The organism is Enterococcus sp. AZ103, from assembly GCF_051714685.1.
GTDB classification, from domain to species: Bacteria; Bacillota; Bacilli; order Lactobacillales; family Enterococcaceae; genus Enterococcus_A; species Enterococcus_A alishanensis.
Window position 1 is genome coordinate 2,800,719 of sequence record NZ_JBIOSI010000001.1, and the last position, 25,489, is coordinate 2,826,207.

General features: G+C 33.7%; 24 protein-coding genes and 1 tRNA gene. 6 read left to right on the forward strand and 19 right to left on the reverse strand.

Features of this window, described 5'->3' with window-relative positions:
- Positions 1-141: 141 nt before the first annotated feature.
- Complete coding sequence (locus ID741_RS13975) at positions 142-1,062, forward strand: hypothetical protein (protein ID WP_218324562.1); 921 nt, start codon at positions 142-144, stop codon at positions 1,060-1,062.
- Positions 1,063-1,131: 69 nt separating this feature from the next.
- Here the strand turns inward: ID741_RS13975 and ID741_RS13980 are convergent.
- Positions 1,132-1,202, reverse strand: a tRNA-Gly gene (locus ID741_RS13980).
- Positions 1,203-1,447: 245 nt separating this feature from the next.
- Here ID741_RS13980 and ID741_RS13985 point away from each other — a divergent pair.
- Complete coding sequence (locus ID741_RS13985) at positions 1,448-1,654, forward strand: thioredoxin family protein (protein ID WP_246601349.1); 207 nt, start codon at positions 1,448-1,450, stop codon at positions 1,652-1,654.
- 45 nt (positions 1,655-1,699) lie between these two features.
- Here ID741_RS13985 and ID741_RS13990 read toward each other — a convergent pair whose 3' ends face one another.
- Positions 1,700-2,338, reverse strand: coding sequence for a redox-sensing transcriptional repressor Rex (locus ID741_RS13990; protein ID WP_218324561.1), 639 nt, complete (start codon positions 2,336-2,338; stop codon positions 1,700-1,702).
- 212 nt (positions 2,339-2,550) lie between these two features.
- On the opposite strand from ID741_RS13990, the gene ID741_RS13995 reads away from it, so the two are divergent.
- Positions 2,551-4,470 (forward strand): ABC-F family ATP-binding cassette domain-containing protein, encoded by a 1,920-nt coding sequence (locus ID741_RS13995; RefSeq protein ID WP_438720355.1) that lies wholly within the window; start codon positions 2,551-2,553, stop codon positions 4,468-4,470.
- A gap of 62 nt (positions 4,471-4,532) precedes the next feature.
- A complete protein-coding gene (locus tag ID741_RS14000) occupies positions 4,533-5,183 on the forward strand; it encodes a C39 family peptidase (RefSeq protein ID WP_438720356.1) in 651 nt (216 codons plus the stop codon).
- 60 nt (positions 5,184-5,243) lie between these two features.
- Here ID741_RS14000 and ID741_RS14005 read toward each other — a convergent pair whose 3' ends face one another.
- Entirely contained in the window at positions 5,244-5,975 is a 732-nt protein-coding gene (locus ID741_RS14005) for a winged helix-turn-helix domain-containing protein (protein ID WP_438720357.1), read from the reverse strand.
- A 228-nt stretch (positions 5,976-6,203) separates the two neighbouring features.
- Between ID741_RS14005 and ID741_RS14010 the strand changes: the two genes are divergently transcribed.
- Together ID741_RS14010 and ID741_RS14015 are read left to right on the forward strand one after the other, a co-directional pair.
- Positions 6,204-6,956: a response regulator transcription factor gene (locus ID741_RS14010; protein WP_218324557.1), complete on the forward strand. Its 753-nt coding sequence runs from the start codon at positions 6,204-6,206 to the stop codon at positions 6,954-6,956.
- Between the two features lie 4 nt (positions 6,957-6,960).
- Positions 6,961-8,220: a sensor histidine kinase gene (locus tag ID741_RS14015; protein WP_438720358.1), complete on the forward strand. Its 1,260-nt coding sequence runs from the start codon at positions 6,961-6,963 to the stop codon at positions 8,218-8,220.
- A 50-nt stretch (positions 8,221-8,270) separates the two neighbouring features.
- Here the strand turns inward: ID741_RS14015 and ID741_RS14020 are convergent, their stop codons facing one another.
- The 16 genes from ID741_RS14020 to ID741_RS14095 form a co-directional block, all read right to left on the reverse strand.
- Positions 8,271-10,745 (reverse strand): ABC transporter permease, encoded by a 2,475-nt coding sequence (locus ID741_RS14020; protein ID WP_438720359.1) that lies wholly within the window; start codon positions 10,743-10,745, stop codon positions 8,271-8,273.
- On the reverse strand, positions 10,746-11,405 hold the full coding sequence (locus ID741_RS14025) for an ABC transporter ATP-binding protein (protein ID WP_438720360.1): 660 nt from the start codon (positions 11,403-11,405) through the stop codon (positions 10,746-10,748).
- A 90-nt stretch (positions 11,406-11,495) separates the two neighbouring features.
- The gene (locus tag ID741_RS14030) at positions 11,496-12,632 is read right to left on the reverse strand and encodes a sensor histidine kinase (RefSeq protein WP_438720361.1); all 1,137 of its coding nucleotides are present in this window, start codon (positions 12,630-12,632) and stop codon (positions 11,496-11,498) included.
- The gene (locus tag ID741_RS14035; protein WP_438720362.1) at positions 12,605-13,279 is read right to left on the reverse strand and encodes a response regulator transcription factor; all 675 of its coding nucleotides are present in this window, start codon (positions 13,277-13,279) and stop codon (positions 12,605-12,607) included. The genes ID741_RS14030 and ID741_RS14035 overlap by 28 nt, the downstream gene beginning before the upstream one ends.
- 125 nt (positions 13,280-13,404) lie before the next feature.
- Positions 13,405-14,595 carry a MalY/PatB family protein gene (locus ID741_RS14040; RefSeq protein ID WP_438720363.1) on the reverse strand — a complete coding sequence of 397 codons (1,191 nt, stop codon included), beginning with the start codon at positions 14,593-14,595 and terminating at the stop codon, positions 13,405-13,407.
- Positions 14,582-15,625 (reverse strand): M42 family metallopeptidase, encoded by a 1,044-nt coding sequence (locus ID741_RS14045; protein WP_218324550.1) that lies wholly within the window; start codon positions 15,623-15,625, stop codon positions 14,582-14,584. Before ID741_RS14045 ends, ID741_RS14040 begins: the two co-directional genes overlap by 14 nt.
- Complete coding sequence (locus ID741_RS14050; RefSeq protein ID WP_218324549.1) at positions 15,612-16,691, reverse strand: M24 family metallopeptidase; 1,080 nt, start codon at positions 16,689-16,691, stop codon at positions 15,612-15,614. The genes ID741_RS14045 and ID741_RS14050 overlap by 14 nt, the downstream gene beginning before the upstream one ends.
- 51 nt (positions 16,692-16,742) lie before the next feature.
- Positions 16,743-18,089 (reverse strand): PTS sugar transporter subunit IIC, encoded by a 1,347-nt coding sequence (locus tag ID741_RS14055; RefSeq protein ID WP_438720364.1) that lies wholly within the window; start codon positions 18,087-18,089, stop codon positions 16,743-16,745.
- An 11-nt stretch (positions 18,090-18,100) separates the two neighbouring features.
- The gene (locus ID741_RS14060) at positions 18,101-18,433 is read right to left on the reverse strand and encodes a PTS sugar transporter subunit IIB (protein ID WP_218324547.1); all 333 of its coding nucleotides are present in this window, start codon (positions 18,431-18,433) and stop codon (positions 18,101-18,103) included.
- A 22-nt stretch (positions 18,434-18,455) separates the two neighbouring features.
- A complete protein-coding gene (locus tag ID741_RS14065; protein WP_218324546.1) occupies positions 18,456-18,761 on the reverse strand; it encodes a PTS lactose/cellobiose transporter subunit IIA in 306 nt (101 codons plus the stop codon).
- 4 nt (positions 18,762-18,765) lie between these two features.
- Entirely contained in the window at positions 18,766-20,694 is a 1,929-nt protein-coding gene (locus tag ID741_RS14070; protein ID WP_438720365.1) for a BglG family transcription antiterminator, read from the reverse strand.
- A gap of 360 nt (positions 20,695-21,054) precedes the next feature.
- Positions 21,055-22,125 carry an ABC transporter substrate-binding protein gene (locus tag ID741_RS14075; RefSeq protein WP_438720366.1) on the reverse strand — a complete coding sequence of 357 codons (1,071 nt, stop codon included), beginning with the start codon at positions 22,123-22,125 and terminating at the stop codon, positions 21,055-21,057.
- Positions 22,122-22,967 (reverse strand): ABC transporter permease, encoded by an 846-nt coding sequence (locus ID741_RS14080; protein WP_438720367.1) that lies wholly within the window; start codon positions 22,965-22,967, stop codon positions 22,122-22,124. Before ID741_RS14080 ends, ID741_RS14075 begins: the two co-directional genes overlap by 4 nt.
- A complete protein-coding gene (locus ID741_RS14085; protein WP_218324543.1) occupies positions 22,967-23,770 on the reverse strand; it encodes an ABC transporter permease in 804 nt (267 codons plus the stop codon). Before ID741_RS14085 ends, ID741_RS14080 begins: the two co-directional genes overlap by 1 nt.
- Before the next feature lie 9 nt (positions 23,771-23,779).
- Positions 23,780-24,868: an ABC transporter ATP-binding protein gene (locus ID741_RS14090; RefSeq protein ID WP_438720368.1), complete on the reverse strand. Its 1,089-nt coding sequence runs from the start codon at positions 24,866-24,868 to the stop codon at positions 23,780-23,782.
- 17 nt (positions 24,869-24,885) lie between these two features.
- Entirely contained in the window at positions 24,886-25,428 is a 543-nt protein-coding gene (locus tag ID741_RS14095; protein ID WP_218324541.1) for a helix-turn-helix domain-containing protein, read from the reverse strand.
- Between the last annotated feature and the right edge of the window lie 61 nt (positions 25,429-25,489).

Sequence of the window (25,489 nt, forward strand, 5' to 3'; positions counted from 1 at the left end):
CTGTAAGATTGGTTTGGGCGTACTGAGTTTCAATAGAATTAAAAAAGGAGTTTTATTATAATTATTTTCAAAATATTTGTACTTTGTTTCAAGATTCGATAAAATATAATTGAAAGCGTTTTATAAAAAGGAGGAACTATCATGAGAAAAGGTTTAATAGCTTTATCTTTGGGAACTGCTGTAGGATTTTGGGGGTTCGTAGTCAATAGTGAAGATGCGTCAGCGGCGGAGATGTATCGTCTTTACAACGCCAATAGTTCAGAACATTTTTACACTGAAAACAAAGGAGAAAGTGACAATTTACGGAAGGTTGGCTGGCATTATGAAGGTATAGGGTGGATAGCTCCAAATAGTGGTTCACCAGTTTATCGTTTATACAATGCTAATGCTGGCGATCACCACTACACGATGGACACAGGTGAAAGAGATCATTTAATAAGTGTTGGTTGGCAATACGAAAATATCTCGTGGCTCTCAGCTGAACAAAATGATTTGCCACTTTACCGTCTCTATAATCCTAACGCCGTGGCGGGAGCTCATCATTATACTTTGGATACTGGCGAAAGAGATAATTTAAAACGTGCCGGCTGGAAAGATGAAAATGTTGCATGGTATGCTGAAAGTCGTCCAACTTATCCATTTGCAGTGGCTAACAATGAAATCAGTGGTACAAAGAATTTTTATATTAGTGGCGTAAACGTCCCGAATAATATCTCAACAACCTTTACAAATCCTTCCAGTTCAGCAAATGGTCAAGTGACATTCAAATACACTGATTACAATGGTCAACAAAATTCGATTGTCTACAATGCTACTTTACAACAAGTAGCAACCAAAGATGTCCGAATTTTTTCTGCCAAAGATCATAGCATAAAAACAAATTCAGTAAATACCACTATTAAACTTGGGACTATCGTTTCTGGAGAAGAACAACAAGACCTTGTCGGTGATCTCTATCTTCAATACAATGACTCCGGCAGTATTTCATTAATCACACCAAATTATGCAGGAAATGTTATGCCAGAAGACACTGATGTGATGCTTGAGTATCTGATTCAATAATAATTACTTTTGTTAAAAAAATTACTAAAAAGCACGAAACCTTACTTGATAGGTTTCGTGCTTTTTTTAAGCGGGTGACGAGAATCGAACTCGCGACGGAAGCTTGGGAAGCTTCTGTTTTACCACTAAACTACACCCGCATTACCATAAAAAGTATAACGCTTTTTATTTTTTTCTACAAGCAAGAAAAGATGTTTGACAAAAAGATCATAATCTTCTACCTTCAACAGTATAAGATGGGAGCTAATTTTTTATGGACACTTTAAAAAATACTCAACAAAATATTGCTGATAAGAATAATACCGTTGTTTTTATCTCTTCACCAAATTGAAGTATCTGTCATGTTGACGAGCCTCGGGTACGAGCGCTAACAGAGAAATACCAGATGCCTTATTTTCATTTAGATATCATGACAGAACCAGACTTAGCCGGTTACTTTGAAGTGTTGACAGTTCCGGCAATTTTAATTTTTCATAATGGTCGTGAAGTTTTACGTCAAGCGCGTTTTTTACAAATGAAAGACATTGAACATATTTTACAGCAACTACCAAAAGAATCCGCAGATGTTGACTACAATGATTTATTTAATTAAAAAAGCTCGAAGCAATTGTTGAAAATTGCCTCGGGCTTTTAAAATTTACTTTTCATCATTTCCATGGTGTAAGAAATAAATCAAGGTTTGTAATTCATTTGTTAAATCAACGCTTTGAATAATAATATTATCTGGCGCGGATAAGCGAGCTGAAGTAAAGTTCAAGATTCCTTTGATCCCTGCTTCAACTAATTGATCGACTACTGCTTGTCCTTGTTCAGCTGGAATTGTTAGAATTGCAATTTCAATTTGTTGTAATTTAATTTGCTCTTTCATGCTATCTAATGGATAAACGGGAATACCATCTACAATCCGACCAACAATATCTTCTTTTACATCAAAGGCGCAACTTACACGAATACTATTGCTTTGATGAAATTTAAATTTTAATAGGGCACTACCTAGATTCCCCACCCCAACCAATGCAACGTTGGTTAATTGGTCATCGTTTAAAATTTTACCGAAGAAATTCATCAAATCTTCTACATCATAACCGTAACCTCTTTTACCCAGTTCACCAAAGTAAGAAAAATCACGGCGAATTGTCGCGCTGTCTACTTGAATCGCTTCACTTAATTCTGTTGAGGATACTTTTGTCTTGCCAGCGCTATTTAAAATCCGTAAATACCGATAATATAACGGCAAACGTTTAACTGTTGCTTTTGGAATTGAATTTTCTTTCACAATAACTCTCCTTATAATAAAAATTGCAATTTGCTTTACTACAAACCTATAATAGCAATTTTTATACTAAAAAAGCAATGGCTATGCTCACTAATTGTGAAATATTCACGTTGCTTTAAGAAAGCTAGTACAATTATTCCACCTTTTTCTAAAAAATAAAAAAGAAATATGATAGACTAAATCTAGCTAAAACAGATAAAAGAGGAAAAAATATGATTTTATTACAGGCAAATCAGGTCGCCCGCTATTTTGGCGCCGAAACATTATTTGAAAATCTCCATCTCGAAGTTGCCAGCAAAGCGCGCATCGGTCTTGTTGGGCGGAATGGCGCAGGAAAATCAACTTTACTAAAAATTATTGCTGGTATCGAAGCACCCGACGCTGGACAAATTATTAAAAATAAACAAGCAACTTTAGGTTATTTAGCACAAGACACTGGCTTAACTTCCAATGAAAATGTTTGGAATGAAATGCTAAAAGCTTTTGACAAAGTGCGTCAAATGGAAAGCCGCATGCGAGAATTAGAAGTACTAATCAGCACCACTGCTGAAAAAGATTCAAATTATCCTAGTCTGATGAAAGAATACGACCAACTACAACACGATTTCAATGACCAAAATGGTTATGGCTATGAAAATGAAATCAGAAGTGTCCTACATGGTTTTAATTTTGATGAATCTTTTTATCAGCAGCCGATTGATACCTTGTCTGGTGGTCAGAAAACCAGACTGGCTTTGGCTCGTATGTTATTGGTCAAACCAGATATTTTAATCTTAGATGAACCTACTAACCACCTCGATATTGAAACTTTGGCTTGGTTAGAAGATTATTTACAAGGCTATCCTGGCGCATTACTGATTGTTTCCCATGACCGCTACTTTTTAGATCACGTGGTGAATCAAATATATGAAATTGCCCGCCACAAAATGACTCATTACACGGGAAACTATTCCCGCTATTTAGATCTGAAGGCCGCTCAATTGCAAAGTGACTGGAAAGCCTATGAAAAGCAACAAACAGAAATTGGTAAGCTGGAAGATTTTGTTGCACGAAACTTAGTCCGTGCTTCCACTACGAAACGTGCCCAAAGTCGCCGGAAAACACTAGAGAAAATGGATCGTTTAGATCGACCAGATGGCAAAGAAAAATCAGCAACATTTATGTTTGATATTAACAAGACTTCTGGTAATGTGGTATGTCAAGTTGAAGATGCGGCTGTTGGATATGATGAAATTTTAGCTGATCCTATTAATTTAGATATTCGCCGTCAAGACGCTGTTGCGTTAGTTGGACCTAACGGAATTGGAAAATCTACATTACTTAAATCAATTATTGGTCAAATTCCTTTTATAAAAGGAGAAGCTCATATTGGGACAAATGTTTCAATTGGTTATTATGATCAAGCACAGGCCGAACTACACGGCAACAAAACCATTTTAGCTGAATTATGGGATGAACATCCTACCACTCCAGAAAAAGATATCCGCACAGTTTTAGGTGGCTTTTTGTTTAGTGGTGAAGATGTCGAAAAAACCATTCCTTTATTAAGTGGTGGTGAAAAAGCTCGTGTCGCTTTAGCAAAATTATCTATGAACAAAGAAAATTTCTTAATTTTAGATGAACCTACTAACCATCTAGACATTGACAATAAAGAAGTTCTAGAAAATGCTTTAATTGATTACGAAGGAACATTGCTATTTGTTTCCCATGACCGTTACTTTATTAATCGAATTGCTAATAAAGTCATTGAATTGCGTCCTGAAGGTAGTAAATTATACTTAGGTGATTACGATTATTACTTAGAAAAGAAAAAAGAAGAAGAAGAAATCGCAGAAATGTTAGCGGAAAAAACTACCGTTACCGAAGCACCTAAGAATAAATTCTATCAAGATAAAGAACAACAAAAGCTGCAGCGCTCGCTATCTAGAAAGATTGCCGCAATTGAAGAAAATTTAGCAAAACTTGATGAAACGATTGGACAATTAGAAACAGCCATGACCAAACCTGATGCGCTAAATGATCATGTGCGACTTTTAGAACTGACAAATCAATTGGAAGCTGTTAAAGCTGAACAAGAAAATCAAGAAGCTGAATGGGAAGAATTAAGTTTATCTTTAGAAGAGTTGGAATAGGTCTTTAGACAGATGACACCTCCGGATCTTTATTGTTTAATGAAGACAACGGAGGTATTTTTATGCGACGAAAAAGTCGATTTCCGAAATTTTTATTTTTATTACTACTATTAGGTGGCGGCTATTTCGGTTACCGCTATTTTATTGAAAGTAGCCAACCCGTCGATGCTGATTTTGTCAGTGAAGCCAATCAAAAATTACAAACAGACGGACAAAAAATGCCATTAATTTTACAGACTGATCCTACTTGGGCCAACACTCCTTACGGCAGTGGTTCGACGACTAACGATTTAGCTACCAATGGATGTGCCATAGCTAGTCTTGCGATGGTTGCTTCCTTTTACCAAAGTCGTAACGTGAGTCCTCAAGAAATTTTAAACTGGAGCGGCAATACATATTATACTGAAGGTTCTGGGACAGCATGGTCAATCTTTTCCGCTTTTGCGGCGAATAATGGTTTGAATTATCAAAATTTAGGAGTGGATGGCAGCGCTATTCAAAATGCTTTAAATCGAAATATACCAGTTGTTCTTTCAGTTAATCCAGGAGAATTTACCGATGTTGGTCATATTATGGTTATCATGAAAGATCTAAATACTGATCAAATCCGGGTATTCGATCCAAATGACTCACCACGAAAAAAGCATTACAATCAAACTTATAACCTAATTGACATCTTAAACCAAACTTCAAATGCTTGGGCATTTAGTTGACAAAAAAGGACATTGGAGAATTATTTTTCTTCAATGTCCTTTTTTGTATTTAGTAATTACTTAGACTGATATATGATTTAATAATTGTTGGTTTTCATAAGCTGCAATTTGTTCACAAAAATGCTTTGAAAGATAGTAACCTTTTCTCCAATTAGTAATAATATAATTACCATCAATATTCTCATTTTCCATTTTTTGTCGTAATTTTCGAATGATTTGTGACAACTGGGCTAAGTTTGATTGGGTAGTTTCTCCTGTCCAAAGACAACTAGCCAATTCATTTCGGCCAACAATTTCCCCATTCGCTTGATACAATTCATTAAAGGCACGCCGCTCATTTTTCGATAAGTCATTCAAGAAATTTTGTAATGATTGCTGTTCAGTCTCTTCACCTTGTAACCCAGCGGACATTTTTAATCGGTCATTTTCAGTTGTTAGTCCAGTTTTTATCAATACTTCTCTAATTTCTTTTAACGACATATTTGGTGTTAACCAACCAGAAAGACCCATTTCTTCAAAATCTTCTATTAAAGACCCCTCATCTACTCGATAAGTTCTGATACCATTTTTAGCTATTTTTCTTAATAATTGCTCCGTCGTATCATCAGATAAGGTCTCACTAAAAATAATAATTTCAAAAACAGACAAATTGTTGAATGCCCGTGTTCGATCATTAAGTATTAAATTTACTAAAGAGTTCGAGCATAAAACTTCGTAACCTAATAATTCTAATTTTTGTCGCAAATCATTTTCGGCCAAAAGATTTTGCGTTAATATTAAAACTGTATTCATAATCCACACTTCTTTCACAAAAAATTATTTTAGTACTTTAGTTATTTTAAAATTTAAGAAATTTTTGACAGAATAAAAGATTTTTATTTATTTCACTGTACAAATGTTACTACATTAGCTTTTCTTTCACATCCCTTTGAAACCGTTTTCTCAACATCTTGAGTCTTTTATCTATTATTTTTTGAGTAATGTGATACTATCGTTTTAGAAAAGAGGAGGGATTAGCTGATGCGTATTTTTATGATTGACGATCAATTTATTATTAGAAAAAAAATAAAGGACGTAATTTCTGCATTAGCGTTCACAAATCTTTCTTTAAATGAAATTACGAATGAACAGGAATTTTATCAAAAAATATCTGAGCTCGAAATTTTTGACGATGATTTCTTTATCTTAGATATTGACCTAAAAACTTATTTTTCAGGAATTGATCTTGCTGAAAAAATTAGACAGCAAAATAAATCAGCGTTTATTGTTTTTTTGAGTGCCTTTGACTCAAAGGGAATTGAAATTTTAAATCGACAAATCTTCCCCCTTGGTTATCTACTAAAGGATCAGTCTGCTGATGAACTGACTGTTGCGATAGAAACGCTTTTAAAAAAAGCCAATTTGAAAGTTATAGAAAAACAAAAAGAAGAACAGATCTTAGTATTAGATAATTTTGAAACTGATATTTTGATTTTAGAAAGTAATATTTTTTATGCGGCCACCGTCCCTGGGTTTAAAAAAACGGTACTGATTAAGCATAAAGATGGTGAGTGTATGGTACGTGGGAAACTATCTGATCTGAAAAAGTCGATGAAGAGTCCTTATATATGTAAGGAATTAAAATCTTTTATCATTAATTTAGCATTGGTGAAAAATATTAGTACTTTAGAAGGAACCGTTCAGTTTACTGATGGTACGAGTTTGGAGATTGGTAAAGTTGGAGCACGTAAAATGAAATTATTTTTGAAGGGCCTTGAGTTAAATGAGCTTTAGCTTTATGGTCACTGCCTATGCAATTAATTACTTGGCATTGATCTGGAGTTTCTTTTACAAGAAGTTACTTTCAAAAAGACAGGCTTTAATTTTATCTGTTATTACTGCGTCAACCGCTCTCCTTTCAGTCTATACTAGTGATAGTTTCTTATACATTAATATTCTAGCTTACTTCTTTATCCAATACTTTATGATGTATAACCATACTAAAAATTGGCTTTTGCCTGCTGTATTTCTAATTTTTGCTGACAGCTTAATTATGTTAGTTTGGGTAGTTACCTATCATTTCCCTAGAGAAATTATGAATTTGTTAGGTCAACCGTTCCATTACAACCACTTAATTGTTAGTGTTCTTCAATTTTTATTGTTATTGCTCTGCTCATTCGGGTTTAGTAAATTAGATAAAAAATATGCCATTTGGCAATCTTTAAATGATACATCCCAAAAATATACACGTTTAGGCTTAGGTATTTTCCTACTATTCCTAATTCTAATGTTTTTACATGTCTACATTTCTATGCGTGGAGTCGTGGTCACACTCCTTTTAGTACTATGTTTAATGTTCGTAATCTCAACTTTACTGATTTCTTTACTGACTTTAATCAATAAAAATTATCAACAGAGAAAATATGTAGAAAATCTGACACTATCTTTGGAAGATGAAAGAGAGAATTTTCAGCTAATTAGAGAATATCGCCATGATTTTCGAAATATCATGTTAGCCATGGAAGAATACTTGTCTAATGAGGATATCACTGGTGCTCAGGAATTTCTGGAACAAATCGTGGGTAGTACAAAAGGATATCTGAAAAATTATCATTATGATCAAATTTCAGTTATTCAAAATACTGCTTTGAGAGGATTAGTCACTGAATTCATTCGTGTTTGTGAACAAGAAGATATTGAATTGACTTTGAAAATTGATCCAATTTCAACAATTCCAACAGTATCATTAGTTGATTTTTTAAGGGTATTCTCTATCTTAATGAACAATGCAATCGAAGCAGTTCAAAACGAAAAGAATAAAAAAATCTCAGTCAGTTTTACTAATGATCGTGACAAATTAATCATTAATGTGGCTAACCCTTCTAGTAATCCTGTCGATATAGCAGCTATTCTAAAAAAGGGAAATAGCACAAAGAACAATCATTCTGGCCTAGGTTTATGGAATTTAAAGAAAATTATCCATTCTTACCATGATTGCCAATTTTTACTAACGAATGAAAATGGCTTTTTTAATGCAAAATTGATCCTAAAATATTAAAACCTTTAAGCGAAACCACTCAATGGTTGCCGACTTAAAGGTTTTTTCCATTATTCAGAATAATGAATTCGAGATATTATTGTTTCTCTTGTTACCATTTTAGTAGTTGCAAACGTTAAAATCAATTGAACGATAATTACAATTAAAATTAATAAAACGACTTGTATCGTTGGATAGGCATAGGTTTTTATTTGTAACACCCGATTTGTTACAGCATAAATATAAGCGCCATAGCCAAGTATGCTACCAAAAAATACCGACAATGCAATAATACCTACTGCATAAAATAGTCCTTCTCCCTGTAACATACGACGCATTTGACGATTCGACATACCAATCGCTTGCATGACACCTAACTGTTTTTTGCGTGACAATATACTATCTATAGTTGTATTGATTAAATTCATCACACCGACAATCCCAAGAATTATCATGATTCCATAAACTGCACCACTCATTAAAACAGTGATTGATTCCCATTCTTTTTCAATTTCTGTAAATGAATCCATTGTCAAATAATCATATCTATTGATAATATTAGTTAGTTTTTCTTTGATAGCAGTCATTTTTTGAGGTTGGACCTGGACATCAATCGAATATGTCATATTGTGGGGTGACTGTTCTTTTATGAATTGATTACTTGTCAATAGAGTTCCTCTACCTACAATTCCTTCGGGAACATCAGCGATAGCTGCAACCGTTAGTTCTTGAATGTGGGACTGATCTCCAGCAAATAATTCTACTTTTATTTTACTTCCTACTTTGATCTCCGGATAATGTTTCACTAAAACTTCTGTCGCAATCACTTTATTGCCAATTAATAAGTCCGCAAAACTAACATCCTCTTTCTTCACGTAACTCTTTATTTTCTTAAATTGTTCTTCGTCAAAGCCTTTAAGAAATCCTGTTAATGCACCATCACCGTATACACTCCTTATTGCGGGTGCCTCAAAACTCATCATTCGCTGAGGATAGATTTTTTGAACACCAGAAAGTTGTTCAATTTTTTGTAGAGTATCTTCAGACAATGGATTATTTTGTTGAATTACTGTCCATTCTTGCTGAGGATTCATTTTATCTCCTGAAACAGCATCTGTTTCTATCCTAAAGTCTTCAGCAATAGCATCTCTGGCAATCTGAGCTGGTTTCATACAGGTAAAAATAGTTGCCACGATAATAAATAAAATCCCAATCAAACTCAATGAAATAATCGTTGTGAATGTTCTTTTTTTATTACGGAAAAGATTGGTTTCAGCCAGCTTTCGCAAGTTTAAATTTGTAAAACTTTTTTGATGTTTACGTTTTTTCGATTTCTTTCCTGCATAATTCATCGCTTCAACAGGCATGATTTTACTAGCGAATCGCATAGGTTTCAAAGATGAGATAACCACTGTTAACAATGTAACCACTATTGCCAATATTGCAATCCACGGAATAAATAAACTAACCTTACCTTCCGCAATAATTTTCTGTATAACGATCATCATTTCATTTTCAGTATAAGTAGACATAATTTGTTGGAAGAAAAATTTCGCAGAAAAGATACTAATGATTAAACCAATTGGAATCGCAATAAGGGCCACCAATAAATTTTCAACCAATACAACTATTCTAATTTGCTTTTTGTTTGCACCTAATGCTCTGAGTTTCCCGTATTCTTGGACTTTATTAATCATTGAAACGTAATAGATACTATAAACCGTTAAAGCTCCCACTATCAGAATGATTGCAACAATAAAAATCATTCCTTTAAAAAAACTAGGATCAACATAATTGGCAAAAAGATAATCACTATTCATGACAGTATCTGCTTCTGAAATATCAAAATCTTCTGCGACTTTTTTTGAAATATTTTCTATCTCATCAGTTGTACTTGCTTCGCTCGTACGAAATCTTACTAAAACTCTATATGTCCTTTCTGTTTCAGGAATAACTGATTTAGTAAAATTCTCTGAAACCAGCATCGATAATACTTTATTTTTCTTCGTTTGCGTTCCTTCTGGTAAAATACCTACTAATTTAAAATCATTAGTTTGTGCGATACTTAAACCTTCTTTTTCATAACGTTGGTAAGCTATAGGAATTGTGTCTCCCAATTTAGCATCGGCAAATCCTATAGACAAAAGCCCTCCTTTAGATAATGCGATCTCATTATCTTTTTGCGGTGTTTTTCCTTCTTTGATAGTACCTTTTGACAATTTTAAGGATTGCTTGTCAAAATGCGTTATTACTATGCGTCCATCCTCAATAGGTATCTCGCCGATGTCTTGTCTTAAGCCATAAGCTTCAAAAGATTGATTCAAAATTAATTGATCCTTCACTGGCTCCGAAACATTTCGATACATCGTATGAAAAGTTGGATAAATACTATTTACTGCATAATTTTGTGTATTGACCATTCCCATGCCAATACTAATAATTAGATAAACCAAAATAGTAGTAAATATAATCGCTAAACCGGATAAAATATTTTTAACCCGATGATATTTCGTATTCGCCCAGGCTAAATTTAGTACGGTTTTCATTTAAATCACCTGCCCATCTTCAATATGGACAATCCGATCCGCCATTTGTGCAATCATTTCATCATGGGTAATCATAATTAACGTTTGACCAAAATTTTCTACTGAATTTTTCAATAATGTCATGACTTCTAGTTCTGTTTTTGTATCAAGATTCCCGGTTGGCTCATCTGCTAAAATTATTGAAGGTTCAGCTGCGATAGCTCGTGCAATTGCTACCCGTTGCTGTTGACCACCAGATAATTCGCTGGGTAATGCACGTTTTCGATCTGCTAAACCAATCGTCTTTAATAAGTCTTCAATGAAAGGTTCTTTCACTTTTCGACTGTCTAAACCAATCGGTAAAACAATATTTTCCCAAACATTCAAAGATGGAATTAAATTATAGCTTTGAAAAATAAAGCCGATTTTTTTCCGGCGAAATTCAGCAAGCTTTTCGTCTTTCAAAGTGAAGATATTTTTATCGTCTATTATAACTGCTCCAGAATCTGGTCGATCTAAACCACCAATTAAATTTAACAAGGTGCTTTTACCAGAGCCTGATTTGCCGACAATCGCAACAAATTCCCCTTTCTCCACTAACAAATCTATATGGTCTACAGCCTTGACAATTGTACTACCATCATCATAATGTTTTACCAAATCATTAATCTCCAAGATCATTTTTAACGCCCTCTTTCCTATCTCTTACTACAAGTATAAAAAAGAAAGCTTTCAATCAGCTTTCAATCTAGATAACAGAACTGTAAGAAACTATTTAATTAAAGGCAAGGTTATTTGAAAATTTGAACCTTGAGGATATTGATTTTTCACCATGAGAGCATCATGCTGTTCTTCAATAATTTTCCGCGCTAAAAATAAGCCAACCCCTGAACCTTCAATTTCTGTTTCAACTGTTTGCTGACCGCGATAAAAACGTTGATAAATTAGACTTAACTCTTCTTTGGCAATCCCTGGACCTTGATCAATTATTTCTATTAAGGCGTATTTGACTAAACTAGAACAGCGAATACGTATTTTTGAGTCAGTTGGTGAGTATTTTATAGCGTTCTCTAAAATGTTTCCTAGAGCCTCCCGTGTCCATTTGATATCAACAAAAATATCGATAGCTTCAGTTTGAATGACTTCAATCTCAATCTTCTTTTCAATTGCCGACATAATCAAACCGTTGACAACTTTTTCTAATAACTTTTCCAAACTATATTGTTGAGGGCTTAACGAAATTAAATCTGCCTCTAATTGAGAGATTTTAACCAAACCATCTAACATCAAATCTAGCTTATTTATTTGTATTTCAGCTTGCTTCTTAAAATCTTGCCGCTCATCTACAGAATAATTTTCAGAAAGGGCAATCTCCATACTTAATTTCAAAGAAGAAATTGGCGTTTTTAACTGATGAGCAATTTCAGTTATGCTGGATTTAATATCGTCAACTTCTTTAGACTTTTTTTGAAGCTGCAATTGAGTTAACGTAATAGCCTCTGTTTGTTCAGTCAATTGATTATCCACTAAAATCTGTTCTTTTCTTAGCCTTTTAAGATGAAAAATAAAAAAACCAATCAATAAAAACACTGTTGTAATAGTAATTAGCAGATTTTTGATTGTATATTTCTGAATCAAATTTTGTTGAGTTGTTTCTTTGTTTAGCAAACCATATTTTTCTGATAATAACTGACCTGTCTCTATTTGTGCTTCATCAGTTTCTTGATTAACAATACGAATTACTTGTTCTTCTGACAAACTACTTTCTTCAATCAGTTTTCCTAATAAATAAGCCTGGTTTTCACGAAATCCCGTTTGAAAAGACTGATAGTTCCAAAACAATAATCCACCACTAAAAAGCAATATTAGCAGACTGATTATTAAGATCTTTGAACTGCGTTTACCCATAAATAGCCCACCCCTCGAATTGTTTTTATATTTTCTTTTCCAACTTTTTGTCGCAAACGGCTAATATTAACAGGAATCGTATTTCTATCTATGTAACCTTCTTTTGTATCCCAAATAGTTTCCAACAATTGTTCTTGTGACAAAATCTGTTGAGGATTTTCCAAAAATATTAATAATAATTGCAATTCTGTTTTACTTAAAACCACCACTTCATCACCAAGAGTCACTTTCATTTCAGCTGGGTTGAGTGTTAAATCGTTTGAATGTAAAATATTGCCACGATTATTTTGAACTCGCTTGAATAAAGCGTTAATCTTTGAAATCAAAACCATTAAACTAAAAGGTTTAGTAACGTAATCATCTGCACCTTGTTCATAACCGGAAACAATTTCATATTCTTCTTTATGTGAGGTCAATATTAATATCAGAATATTTGAATGTCGACGAACTTCTTGACAAAAGTCCAGGCCATTGCCGTCAGGTAAAGTAATATCACTAATCAATAGATTAAAACTTTGTTCAAAGAATACCTTTTTAGCGGCTACAATGGTAGAGCAAATTATTACTTCATAGCCTTCTTTTTTCAAGCTTAGCTGAATTCCTTTACTTAAGCTTTGATCATCTTCTAACAATAGTATTTTACTCATGACAACCTCCAAATTTTTCATTCTTTAAAACTATTGTAGCAAAAGTTTAAAGGGAATTTCTTCCTTACTTATAAAAATCTAACCAAAAAAATAAAGTGTAAGCTTTATACTTACACTTCACTCGTTTATTTTTTGATCATATCTAAATAAGCAATGCTTCTCATCAAACGCTGAGCTCCCTCAATAATTTTGTCCTGTGGTGCTCCTAGATTAAAACGAAGATAATTCATTCCTTCTGGACCATAGGTTTCCCCACGCATGATGGCGACCTTTTCTTTTTTTACCAATACCTCTTGAAGATCATCCATTGAATAAGGTAAAGTTTCAAGATTAATCCAGCCTAAATAAGTCGCTTCAGGGATTAAAAACTTTATTCGTTTATCTGAGTCTAGCACTTTTTTTAATGCGTCAAAATTTGCATCAATTGTTTGATTTAACCTTGTTAACCATTCCTCTTGATTATTATAGCAATCCATCAAGGCTAATAAGGCCAAATAAGGTATTGAAGACAGACCATCGCGTCCTTTTAGAATTGCTAGAAATTGTTCTCTTAATTGTTCATCGGGAAAAATAGCATATGATCCTCCTAAACCTGGTGTATTAAATGTTTTAGAAGGTGAAGATAACAGTACAACTGGTGTTTTTATATTATTTTTTAAAGCTAATATAGGTAAATGAGTTTTTCCAGGTCGACGAACATCCATATGAATTTCATCACTAATAATTGCAACATTAAATCGGTTACACAGTTCAATTATTTTTGTCAATTCCTCTTGATTAAAAACACGTCCTGTTGGATTATGTGGATTACACAAAAGAAATACCGATGGTCGTTCTCTTTCGATTGTTTCTGCCAACATCCTAAAATCAATTGTAAAAAATTCATTTTGATTGGTTAAAGAAAATTCCAACAATTCCCGTTTATTTTCTTTGATACAATTAAAAAAAGCATCATAACAAGGAGTCAATGTCATGACTTTGTCATTTTCTTGACTAAACATTTGAAGTGCAACTGATAGACTATAGATAATGCTAGGCGCATACACGCACCATTCTGGATCAATTTTACAATCGAATTGTCGAAGAAACCAACCACTTATACTTTCTTTAAAATCAAAATGATTCCAGCGTGTATAGCCAAAAAAACCTCGATTGACTGCTTGATTTAAAACTGCCGTCGTCCCTTCTGGAATCATAAAATCAGTATCAGAAATAGAAAATGGCAGCAAATTTTTTTCACCAAAACGATCTTGCACATAATCCCATTGAGTCGAATAGGTACCATAGCGAGACTGCTGCTGTTTAAAATTGCTCAAATATATCACTCCTTTTATCTAAAACTTCTAAAACCGCCAAAATCAAATCAATTGTCCTTTGGATATCTTTTAAGTCAACTATCGAATGCCATGAATGACAATATCTCACAGGAATACAAAGAACTAAAGTAGGTTTGCCATTAAATAGTTGGACTGAACCAGCATCAGTTCCACCACCTGCCAACAAATCATATTGCCAATTAAGATTTTTTTCTTCAGCAATCTCTTTTATAAAATCTAATAATTTTAAATTACCTAAAGCTGTACGATCAGCTAAAACTAAGCCCGGACCGTTCCCTAAGATTCGATTGGCAAATTGAGCGGCTTTTGGTGTGTCTTTTCCATTAGCTACATCAATCACTAAATTAAGATCAGCATCGACATTTTTTACAGCAACTTTTGAGCCACGAGTGCCGGCTTCTTCCTGTACAGTTGCGACCCCAATCACCTCACAATTTTGCCCTTGATATTGATTTAAAACTTCTGACATAACCGTACAGGCTACACGATTATCCAATGCCTTACCGATTATTTTTTGCTGATTAAAAGTATAATTAGCTATTGTATCTGGTAGTATCATATCTCCAATTTGTAGACCTGCTGCTATCAATTCTTCTGCCGAACTAGCACCAAAATCAATATACATTTCATTTATTGGTACCACAGATTTCATATCATGATTTTCTTTTGGTAATGTTCCCACCACACCTTTCAGCGTGTAGCCATTTTTTCGACAAGTTGCTCGCACAGTTTGACCTAAAATCACATGACCCCACCAACCACCAATCGGATAAAAATAAACAAATCCCTCTTCGGTAATTCGATGCACAAAAAAACCAACTTCATCCATATGAGCGTATATGGCTATCTTTTTTCTAGTAGCCGTTAGGTTGCCAAAATATAAATTCCCAAAGGCATCTTGCTGACTTGAAAGTTGAATTTCTTCTTTCAATGCAAGCCTAACTTGTTCTTCTTGTCCTGGTAACGCATCTAAATTTGACAATTTCATCAATAAATTAGCAAGTTTCATCAATCATCATCCATTCTTTTGGAAATTTTGTCAGTATTTCTGCAGTACCTTCTTTATTCACCAAAATATCATCTTCGATTCTGATTCCAAATTGCTGTGGTAAATAAATTCCCGGTTCAATCGTAAATGTCATATTTTTCTCAATTTTAGTCGTTTCATGAGGTGCCAAGGACGGATATTCATGACACGACAATCCTAAACCATGACCTAAATTATGACTAAAAAAATCAGCTATTCTGTCTTCCGCAAATCCGTTTCGAGCTTCTTGATCCAGTTCACCAAACGCCTTTCCTGTCACTACTTCTTTGATAGCTGTTTTTTGAACAGCTAATACTTTTTGATAGATCGTTTCAATTTCAGCTGACACTTGACCAAAAGCAAATGTTCTAGTGATGTCTGAATAATAACCTTGATTAATCGTGCCAAAATCAATCATGATTAACTCATTGACAGAAATTTTTTTGTGACTGGCATGTGCGTGAGGCAGTGCTGTTCGTTGACCGGAGGCTACAATTGTTTCAAAAGCTGGACCATCACTCCCTTTTTTCTTACTGCGGTAATCAATTTCATTAGCTAATTCTATTTCAGTCATACCAGCTTGAATGAATGGAATGATTTCTGCTAAAGTCTCATCTGCCAATTGTGCTGCTTTTTTTATTTTAGAGATTTCTTCATCTGTTTTGATCATCCTCAACTTTTCAATTAAAAAATTAGTAGGTACTAATTTACCGATATTTTTCTCAGCAATTGTTTGGAAAAGTTTGAAAGTTTGATAATTAATTGTTTGTGCCTCAAAACCAAATGTTTGCTGTTTAAATTTCTTTGCTAATAATTCCTCTAATGAACTACCAACGGGAATCTCACAAATTTTTGTATCTTTTGTTTGCTGCTGCGCTTGTTCAGTATACCGACCATCTACAAACAAATGACTTTCTTTTTCTGTAATTAACAACAAACCATTAGATCCAGTAAAGCCTGATAAATAACGTCGGTTAACTTTATCTGTTACCAATAGACCATCCAAGTTATTAACTGCTAAAAGGGACTGGATTTTCTTGCTATTCATGCACTCACTCCTTTAAAAGAAAAAGGACAGCTTTTAAACTGTCCCGGTTGTTTAAAAATCAATATCCGTTAAATATTGTTCATCTTCATCACTAATTATTTGATTTGATTTAGCAATATTCTCTGCTTCACGGTCCAATTCTTGTTTTTCTAAAACTTTGAAAAATGGTAGATACAAACCAAACGACAACGCAATTTGAACCACTTGAATAATAATTGCTCGCCAGTCAAAACCAGTTAAAAATCCTTCCATAAAAATCGGCACATATGGTGGATCAAAAATTGGAAAGTTTAAAAATCCTAATTTCATCGCAATCATTGGTAACATTCCCACAAAGGCGCCTCCAAAAATAAATGGAATCATTAATACTGGATTTAGAATAATCGGTACCCCGAATAAAACGGGCTCATTAATTCCGAATAGAGACGGTAGTAAAGCAACCGCACCAACTTTTTTATATCGAGCCGATCGGCTAATTAACATCGCAATAACCAGTCCCATTGTTACGCCTGAACCGGTAAAATTAGCAAAAGCAGATAACGTTCCATTTGTAATAACATGAGTCAACGGTTGTCCAGCTTCGTGAGCAGCAATATTTTCAGATAAATATTGAACAGCAATTGGTGATAAAATTGGTGACAATACCGCCGAATGAATTCCGAAAAACCAAAAAACTAAACGTAAAACCAAGACGATATAAATAATCCAAAGAGAATCTAAACTACCAATAGCTGGTGCTAAAACATCCATAATTACTTGAGGTAATAAAACACCACCAGATAAGCTATCAGTTACTGCACGAATGACAATAAATAAAATCCCGATTGTTGCAGTTGGCGTAATTAATTCAAAAGAGCTGGAGACAAAATCCGGTACCCCTTCTGGCATCTTAATTACCAGTTTATGTTTCGTGAAGAATTGATAAATTTTAACTGAAATAATAGCTACAAAAATAGCGGTAAATAATCCTTTTGAGTCTAAATAACTAGCAATAATATTCCCGTTTTCATCAACATCCATTGCTACTATTAAAAAAGCAATAGCAGAAAGCATCATGGAGCCGACTGTATAAAGCTTATAGTTTTCACTTAAAAAATAAGATATTGCCAACACTGCATACAAACCAACCAGACCTAGCGAAACTTTTGAAATAATACTAAAAATATAGCCATAAGTTTCAAACCAATTTGCAACCGCTTGCGTTTTTATGAATTCAGGAATCGATGGGAAAATTGCTGCAATAGATCCCAATAATAAGACAGGTGTCATTACCACCATCCCTTTTTTAATTGCTGTTAAGTAGGGATTGTTATCTACTTTATTTGCAACTGGTACCAACGTTTTTCGAATAAATCCTTCAACCTTGTCAAATGCACTTTGTTTTTGTGGATTTTCCATTTTTTAGCCTCCTATGCTTGCGCTTGATTTTTTCGATAAGCAACCAATGCTTGTTTCATGACAGTCGCTCCATCCATTGAACCATAGATATCTGAAGTCAAAAGCACAGTTGGTTTATTCACTTTATCCGCTTCTGTTTTTATAAATTCATATTTATGGCTCAATTGTGGTCCGACTAAAATGACATCGTAATCATTGATATAACGATCCAATTTGTCGATTCCGATTGCTTCCATCGGATAATCCGCTTCCTCTAACTTTTGAGATTCTTTAACAACTTTTTTCATGGACTCCATCATCATGGTTGTTGAAAAACCTCCGGCACAAACTAATAACGTTTTCATTTATATTTCCTCCTTTTATTTATTACTTTTCTCGTAACATCTCAATCATTTCTTCAATCAAATCTCTTGCTAAAATGCTATTCATTAAATGGTCTTGCGCATGAACCATCAATAAAGAAGTTTCAGTTTTATCCCCATTTATTTCTGCAGTAATCAATTTTGTCTGGACATCATGAGCTGCGATACTTTTTTCTTTTGCTTCCTTCATTTTGTTATCAGCTGCAGTAAAGTCCCCTTGTCGTGCAAAACGCAAAGCTTCAAAAGCAGCACCTCTTGAATCTCCTGCCGCCGAAATAATTTTAAAAATGTCCATTTCTTGGTTGGTCATATTGTTATCCTTCTTTCATCAAGCTTTTTATATAAGTGATAAATTCGTTATATGAATTTATTTTTGCTAATTGATTATTTAATTCTGGATCATCCATCATTTGAATCATCAAATGACTAATTTCTTTATGAAGTGTTAAATGATCTTTTTTTATATTGATTAAAAAAATAATTTTGACTTCTTTATCGTGATAATTCAGTGGATTTTTTAATAAAATGAGATTGATTATTTCTTTTATGGCTCCTTGCTCCATTGGATGAGGGCCAGCGATACCTTTTTGGTAAATTGTGTCAATTAAATTTTCCCGTTCCAGTACACTCTTAGCAAAACCCGGTTTAGCTACTTCAAATTTTTCTAACTTAACTGCTTCATTTTGTAAAAGAGTTAAATAATCAGAATTCTCGTAAGAAATTCTAAACCATTCCTCTTTAAAAAGATCCAGCACAATTTGATTCGCATCTCGGCCATGTTTTTGTGATTCCCGTAAAATCGTTAAATCCTTTTCTATTTTAGAAAGATCCTTAGCATTTAAAATCGGCTTAGTAAAAATAACTGGCAAATCAATTTGATCTGTTTCTAACGGCACAGTTGATATCAATAAATCATATTGATTTCCTATTCGACTAATTTCATTTAAAGCAAAAGTAGTGACCTCTGCTTTGGCAAATAAGCGTTCCAAATTCACTTTTAGCAAATAAGAAGCCCCGCCTCCGGTTGCACAAATAACTGCAATTTTTTGATAATCATCAACTACTTGATTGGCATACTTTTCCAAACTTGCAGCAAAATAAATTGCCACGTAGCCGATCTCATCTTTACTAATTTTGACGTCTGAACCTTCGTTTAATAAATCGATAAATGTTAGTGCCAAACTAAAGACATTGGCATATTGAGTATAGATATCTTCTATTAAAGGATTTTCCAATTGATGGCCCGTATACAATCGTTGCAGTAGCGGCGCTACATGCATCAATAAAGCATTAGCTAATTCTTGGTCGCTGCTAAAGCTTGTTTGATAACGACGATCAATTATTTTCAGTGCCTGATGTATTTTATCAACAAGGTGATGATTATCAGTTTGATTTTTTAAAACTGTAAACTTTCCTCGTAATTGTTCTTTCAAATAAATTTTTTCCGATTGACTAAAACTTAATTGATAGTGATCTGTTAAGTACTGAAGCAAATTTTTGGTCAATTGATCATAAGTATCCTGAATCTGAGAATTAAAATTTTCTTCGTCAGAAAGTGTATTGTGTTGAAGCATCCGAAAACTCAATAATTTAATATGCTGCATCACGTTCTCAAAAACGATATCACTAACTTTTAAATGATTCAGCTGTATTTGCTGCTGCAGAAAATTTCGTAAATCAGCTTCATCAAATATTCTATTGAATTCTTGATACTTCTCGGTCAGCATAGGTAGTTTTATATTTTTTCTAAGTAGGTCTAAAATTGCTTTTCGCTTTTGCATTTCTGAGCCGGTAATTTTTAATCCATAATGAGCTTTACTATATAATTTCAACTGATATTTTTGACAAAATGCTTCTACTTTTTTCATATCGGTCTTAATAGTTGATAAACTGACTACTAGATAATCAGCTAATTCTTGTAAAGTAATAAAATCTTCGCTGAACAATAAAACAATCAAGCTACTTTTGATCCTTTGCTCTGGACTAGTACTGTCAATTAGTTCGTCATGAAAACTATCTGTTAAAAAGCTCTGAAATTTTTCTTCAGAGACAATCACTAATTGATAGCCACTCCCTCGAATTCTTTTTAAAGCGAAACCTGCAGATTTTCCGATAGCGTTGATTAGTTTAATATCATTCGCTAAGGTTCTTTCAGAAATGCCGAATGCATCAGCAATTTTTTGAGGCGTAACAATCTGATCTTGGAGATATAAATATTCAACTATTCGCTCTTGCCTCATCATATGCTCCTCCTTACAAATCAAACTATATAATGTAAGCCCTTTATTTAAAATGGCAAATCTTGCAGCCAAAATTTGCAAAAAAAGTCTCATATTATTTTGAAGGTTGATTATAGCATATCGTCATCTTAAAATAACTAAACTAAAAGTTTATACATGAGATGAATTCCTTATTTATTCTTTGAAATATTTTTTTTAAACCTATAAAACACTTCTTTTTAAGATTATAAATGTATTTTTCTGAAAGCTGTATTAGTACTTGGCGAACATCACATATTCTTTTAAAAACACATGATTATTTTCCCGTAATAATTAGTCAAAAAAAAAACGGCAACTATGGCCGTTTTAAATACTTCGATTATGTTATTTCCGATACATCTTAAACTCTAAATACAAATCATTATAAATCTGTAAATACTCTGAGCCTAAATCTTTATAAACCTCCAAGTGGCTAATCGTTTCATCATCAGGATAAAACTGCGGATCATTTGAGATTTCCTTTGGTAATAGTGCTAGTGCTTTTTCATTAGGTGTTGAGTAACCAATATATTCTGCGTTTTGAGCAGCATTTTTTGGTTGTAGCATGAAATTAATAAAATCGTAGGCGCCTGCTTGGTTTTTTGATGTTTTAGGGATGACAATATTATCAAACCAAAGATTGGAGCCTTCTGACGGAATAACGTAATGAAGATGACTATTTTCTGCCATCATATCAGCGGCTTCACCAGAAAATGTTACTGCTACCGCACTTTCTTCATTAGCCATATACATTTTAATTTCATCAGCAACAATTGCCTTAACATTTGGTGTTAAAGTATTTAATTTATCTACTGCCTGATTTAGCTGTTTCATATTTTTACTATTGATGGAGTCTCCTAAACTATCTAATGATAAGCCCATGACTTCACGCGCCCCATCAATCAGCATAATATTATTTTTTAATTCTGACCGCCATAAATCATCCCAATGTTGGATTTTTTCACCAGAAATAAATTTATCATTGTAAACAATGCCTAAAGTTCCCCAAAAATACGGAACTGAAAAAGTATTGTTCTCATCAAAAGATTGATCTAGAAAACGAGCATCGATATTTTCCAGTCCTTTAATTTTACTATGATCTAGTTTCAACAGTAACTTTTCTTTTTTCATTTTTTGAATCATGTATTCGCTAGGAATTGCTATATCATAGGCGGTACCACCTTGTTTAATTTTGGCTTCCATTGCTTCGTTAGAATCAAAGGTTTCATAATTGACTTTGTAGCCATATTCTTTTTCAAATTTAGTTAGTAATTTTGGATCAATGTAATCGCCCCAATTGTATATATTTAAGACCTTTGAACTAGCATTGCTGCTACGATTAATTTGCCAAACAGCTAACGATAAAATACAAATGATCCCAATCACACCAATGAATAAAGCGTATAGTTTTCTCATTTCAGTACTGCCACCTCCTCAAAATCCCGTTTGCGTTTGCGGCTTTTTTTCGAATTGTCGCGACTAATAAAATAATAACCTACAACTAAAATGAGTGAGAAGATAAAGACAAGTGTCGATAAGGCATTAATTTCCAAACTGATTCCTTGACGGGCTCGCGAATAAATTTCCACAGACATCGTAGTAAAACCATTTCCGGTTACAAAGAAAGTTACGGCAAAGTCATCTAAGGAATAAGTGAAAGCCATGAAATAACCCGCAATCACTCCTGGAGTCAAAAATGGTAAAATAATGTTTTTTAAAACTTGCCAATTATTTGCCCCTAAATCTCTTGCTGCGTCAATCATAGAATCATTCATTTCTCGTAATTTCGGTAAAACCATCAAGACCACTATCGGAATACTAAACGCCACATGGGAAATCAGCACACTGAAAAATCCTAGTTGAAACGAGCGAATCCAACCACCTAACATCGTAAATAAGATTAAGAAACTGGCACCGATAATTACATCCGGTGAAACCATTAAAATATTATTCAAACCTAATAACGCATTGCGAGAGCCGCGTTTTCTTGTATAGTAAATTGACATTGCGCCAAAAGTGCCTATCGCTGTAGCAATTAAGGCTGACAAAAAAGCTAAAACAAAAGTTTGCAACACAATACTAATCAAACGACTATCAGCAAATAAATTCTGATAATGTTCCCAAGTAAAATGAGTAAAGTTGCTCATATTGCCGCCTGCGTTAAATGAATAGAAAATTAAATAAAAAATCGGCAAATACAGCAAAACAAAAATAACTATTAAATAAATGTTTGCCCATGAAAATTTATTCTTCTTCATTAATTACGCCCTCGCTTTCTCTCACCCGTTAACATCATGACAATAAACATTGCTAAAATTAAAATCACTCCAATTGTTGAACCCATGCCCCAATTTTGAGTCACCAAGAAATGTTCTTCAATCGCAGTTCCTAAAGTGATTACCCGATTGCCACCGATTAAACGAGTCAGCATAAATAGTGACAAGGATGGAATAAATACAGCTTGCACACCACTTTTTACTCCATTTAATGATAGCGGGAAAATCACTCGCCGAAAGGTTTCAAAATTATTTGCTCCTAAATCACGACTGGCACTAATTAATGAAGGGTTGATTTCTTCCAATGCATTAAAAATTGGCATAATCATAAAAGGAAGTTCAATATAGGCAGCTACAAACATAAAGCTAAAATCAGTAAATAATAGCTGCTTCGGTCCAATCCCAATGAAACTAAGGAAATCATTGACTGAACCATTGGCACTAAAAATCCCGATAAAAGCATAAGCTTTCAATAATAAATTTACCCATGTCGGTAAAATTACCAGCAGTAAAAAAAGTTGCCGATGTTTTAGACGAGACAAAAAATAAGCAGTTGGATAACTCAAGAATAAAGTAAATAAGGTAATCAAAAAGGCAAAAACCACCGAATTCAGAGTCATTCTTAAATAAGTACTAGAAGTCAGATAGGTCCGATAATTATCTAAAGTAAAATGTCCCGACATATCAAAGAAAGATTGATAAACAATTAAAATCACGGGGGCAATTACAAAGAATAACAGCCAAAAAAAGTAGGGAACGGAATAAAAACGACGCATATTTTTCATAAGTTCCTCCTAATCTTCATAGCTTTCTAAACGAGCATCAAATTCTTCTTCTGATTCATTGAAACGCATTACATGGATATCTTCTGGTTCAAAATACAAACCAACTTGACTACCCTTTTTAGCTTTTTTGGTCGAATGAACCATCCACTCATTTCCATCAGAGTCAATGCCATTCATTTCATAATGAACACCACGGAATAATTGACTATCGACAGTTACAACTAACTTCCCTTTTTCTGGTGTCGTCAAAGTTAAATCTTCTGGTCGTAGTACTACTTCCACAGATTCATTTGGCCGCATCCCACCATCAACACATTCAAATTTTTTCCCAACAAATTCTACTAAATTATCTTCAATCATCGTACCGTTGACAATATTACTTTCTCCTACAAAATCAGCGACAAAATGATTAATCGGTTCATCATAAATATCAACTGGTGTACCACTTTGGACAATTCTACCCTTATTCATCACAAAAATTTCATCGCTCATGGCTAAAGCTTCTTCTTGATCATGGGTCACAAAAATAAAAGTAATTCCTAAGCGTTTTTGCAATTCTCGTAATTCATATTGCATGTCTGTCCGTAATTTTAAATCCAATGCTGATAAAGGTTCGTCTAATAATAAAATTTTGGGTTCATTAATAATCGCTCGTGCGATAGCCACTCGTTGGCGTTGTCCACCAGACATTTCGCTGATTTCACGATTTTCATAGCCTTCCAACTGTACCAATTTCAAAGCTTCTAAAACTTTTTTCTCAATCTCTTTTTTATTTAAACGTTTGATTTTTAGACCAAAGGCAACATTGTCAAAAACATTCATATGAGGAAACAAAGCGTAATCTTGAAAAACGGTGTTAACTTGCCGTTTATTTGCTGGTACATCATTCATCCGTTTGCCTTCAAGAAAAATATCACCTTCAGTTGCATCGGTAAATCCAGCAATAATTCTTAGAATAGTCGTTTTACCGCAGCCAGAAGGTCCCAACAAAGTATAAAAGCGACCTTCCTCAATATCAAAATTGATTTTTTTCAACACCGGTACATCATCATCATATTTTTTAACTACATCTTTAAAAGAAATAATTGTGTTTGTCATTTCTTCACTCCTAACTTCTATAAATAAGAATCTGTCGCTACAATCAATAGCTGACTTTTGCCATTCGCTGCATTTTGCAAACGATGAGGTTTACTAGCTTCATAATAAATACTCTCTCCTGCATTGGCTATGTAATCATCCTCGCCAAATTGCAAAGTAACCTTGCCAGCTAACACATAAATAAATGTCTCTGATAATGAAGGTGCAAATTGTTTATATTGCCCATTTTTTTCAAAAGTTAGCAAAATAGGTTCCATTTCTTTTTCATTTGATTCTGGAATCAACCATTTGATTTGATAACCATTGGATTCATCATGATAAAAAGTCATTTCTTCATCTGAATAAACAATTTTTTGATTGACATTTTTTTGACTAAAGAATTGCTCTGGCGTCACACCTAAAACAGCTAAAATATCAAAAAAAGTTTCCATTGAAGGTGATGAGACATCATTCTCCAATTGTGAGATATACCCTTTAGATAAATCGGTTCTTTCGCCTAGCTCTTCTTGAGTCAAATTTTTTTGAACCCGTAAATTTTTTAATTTCTCGCCAATTTTCATATATTTACTCCTTGTGTTTGGTATTAGTAAACTTAGAGTTTAATACAACTATTCAAGTATA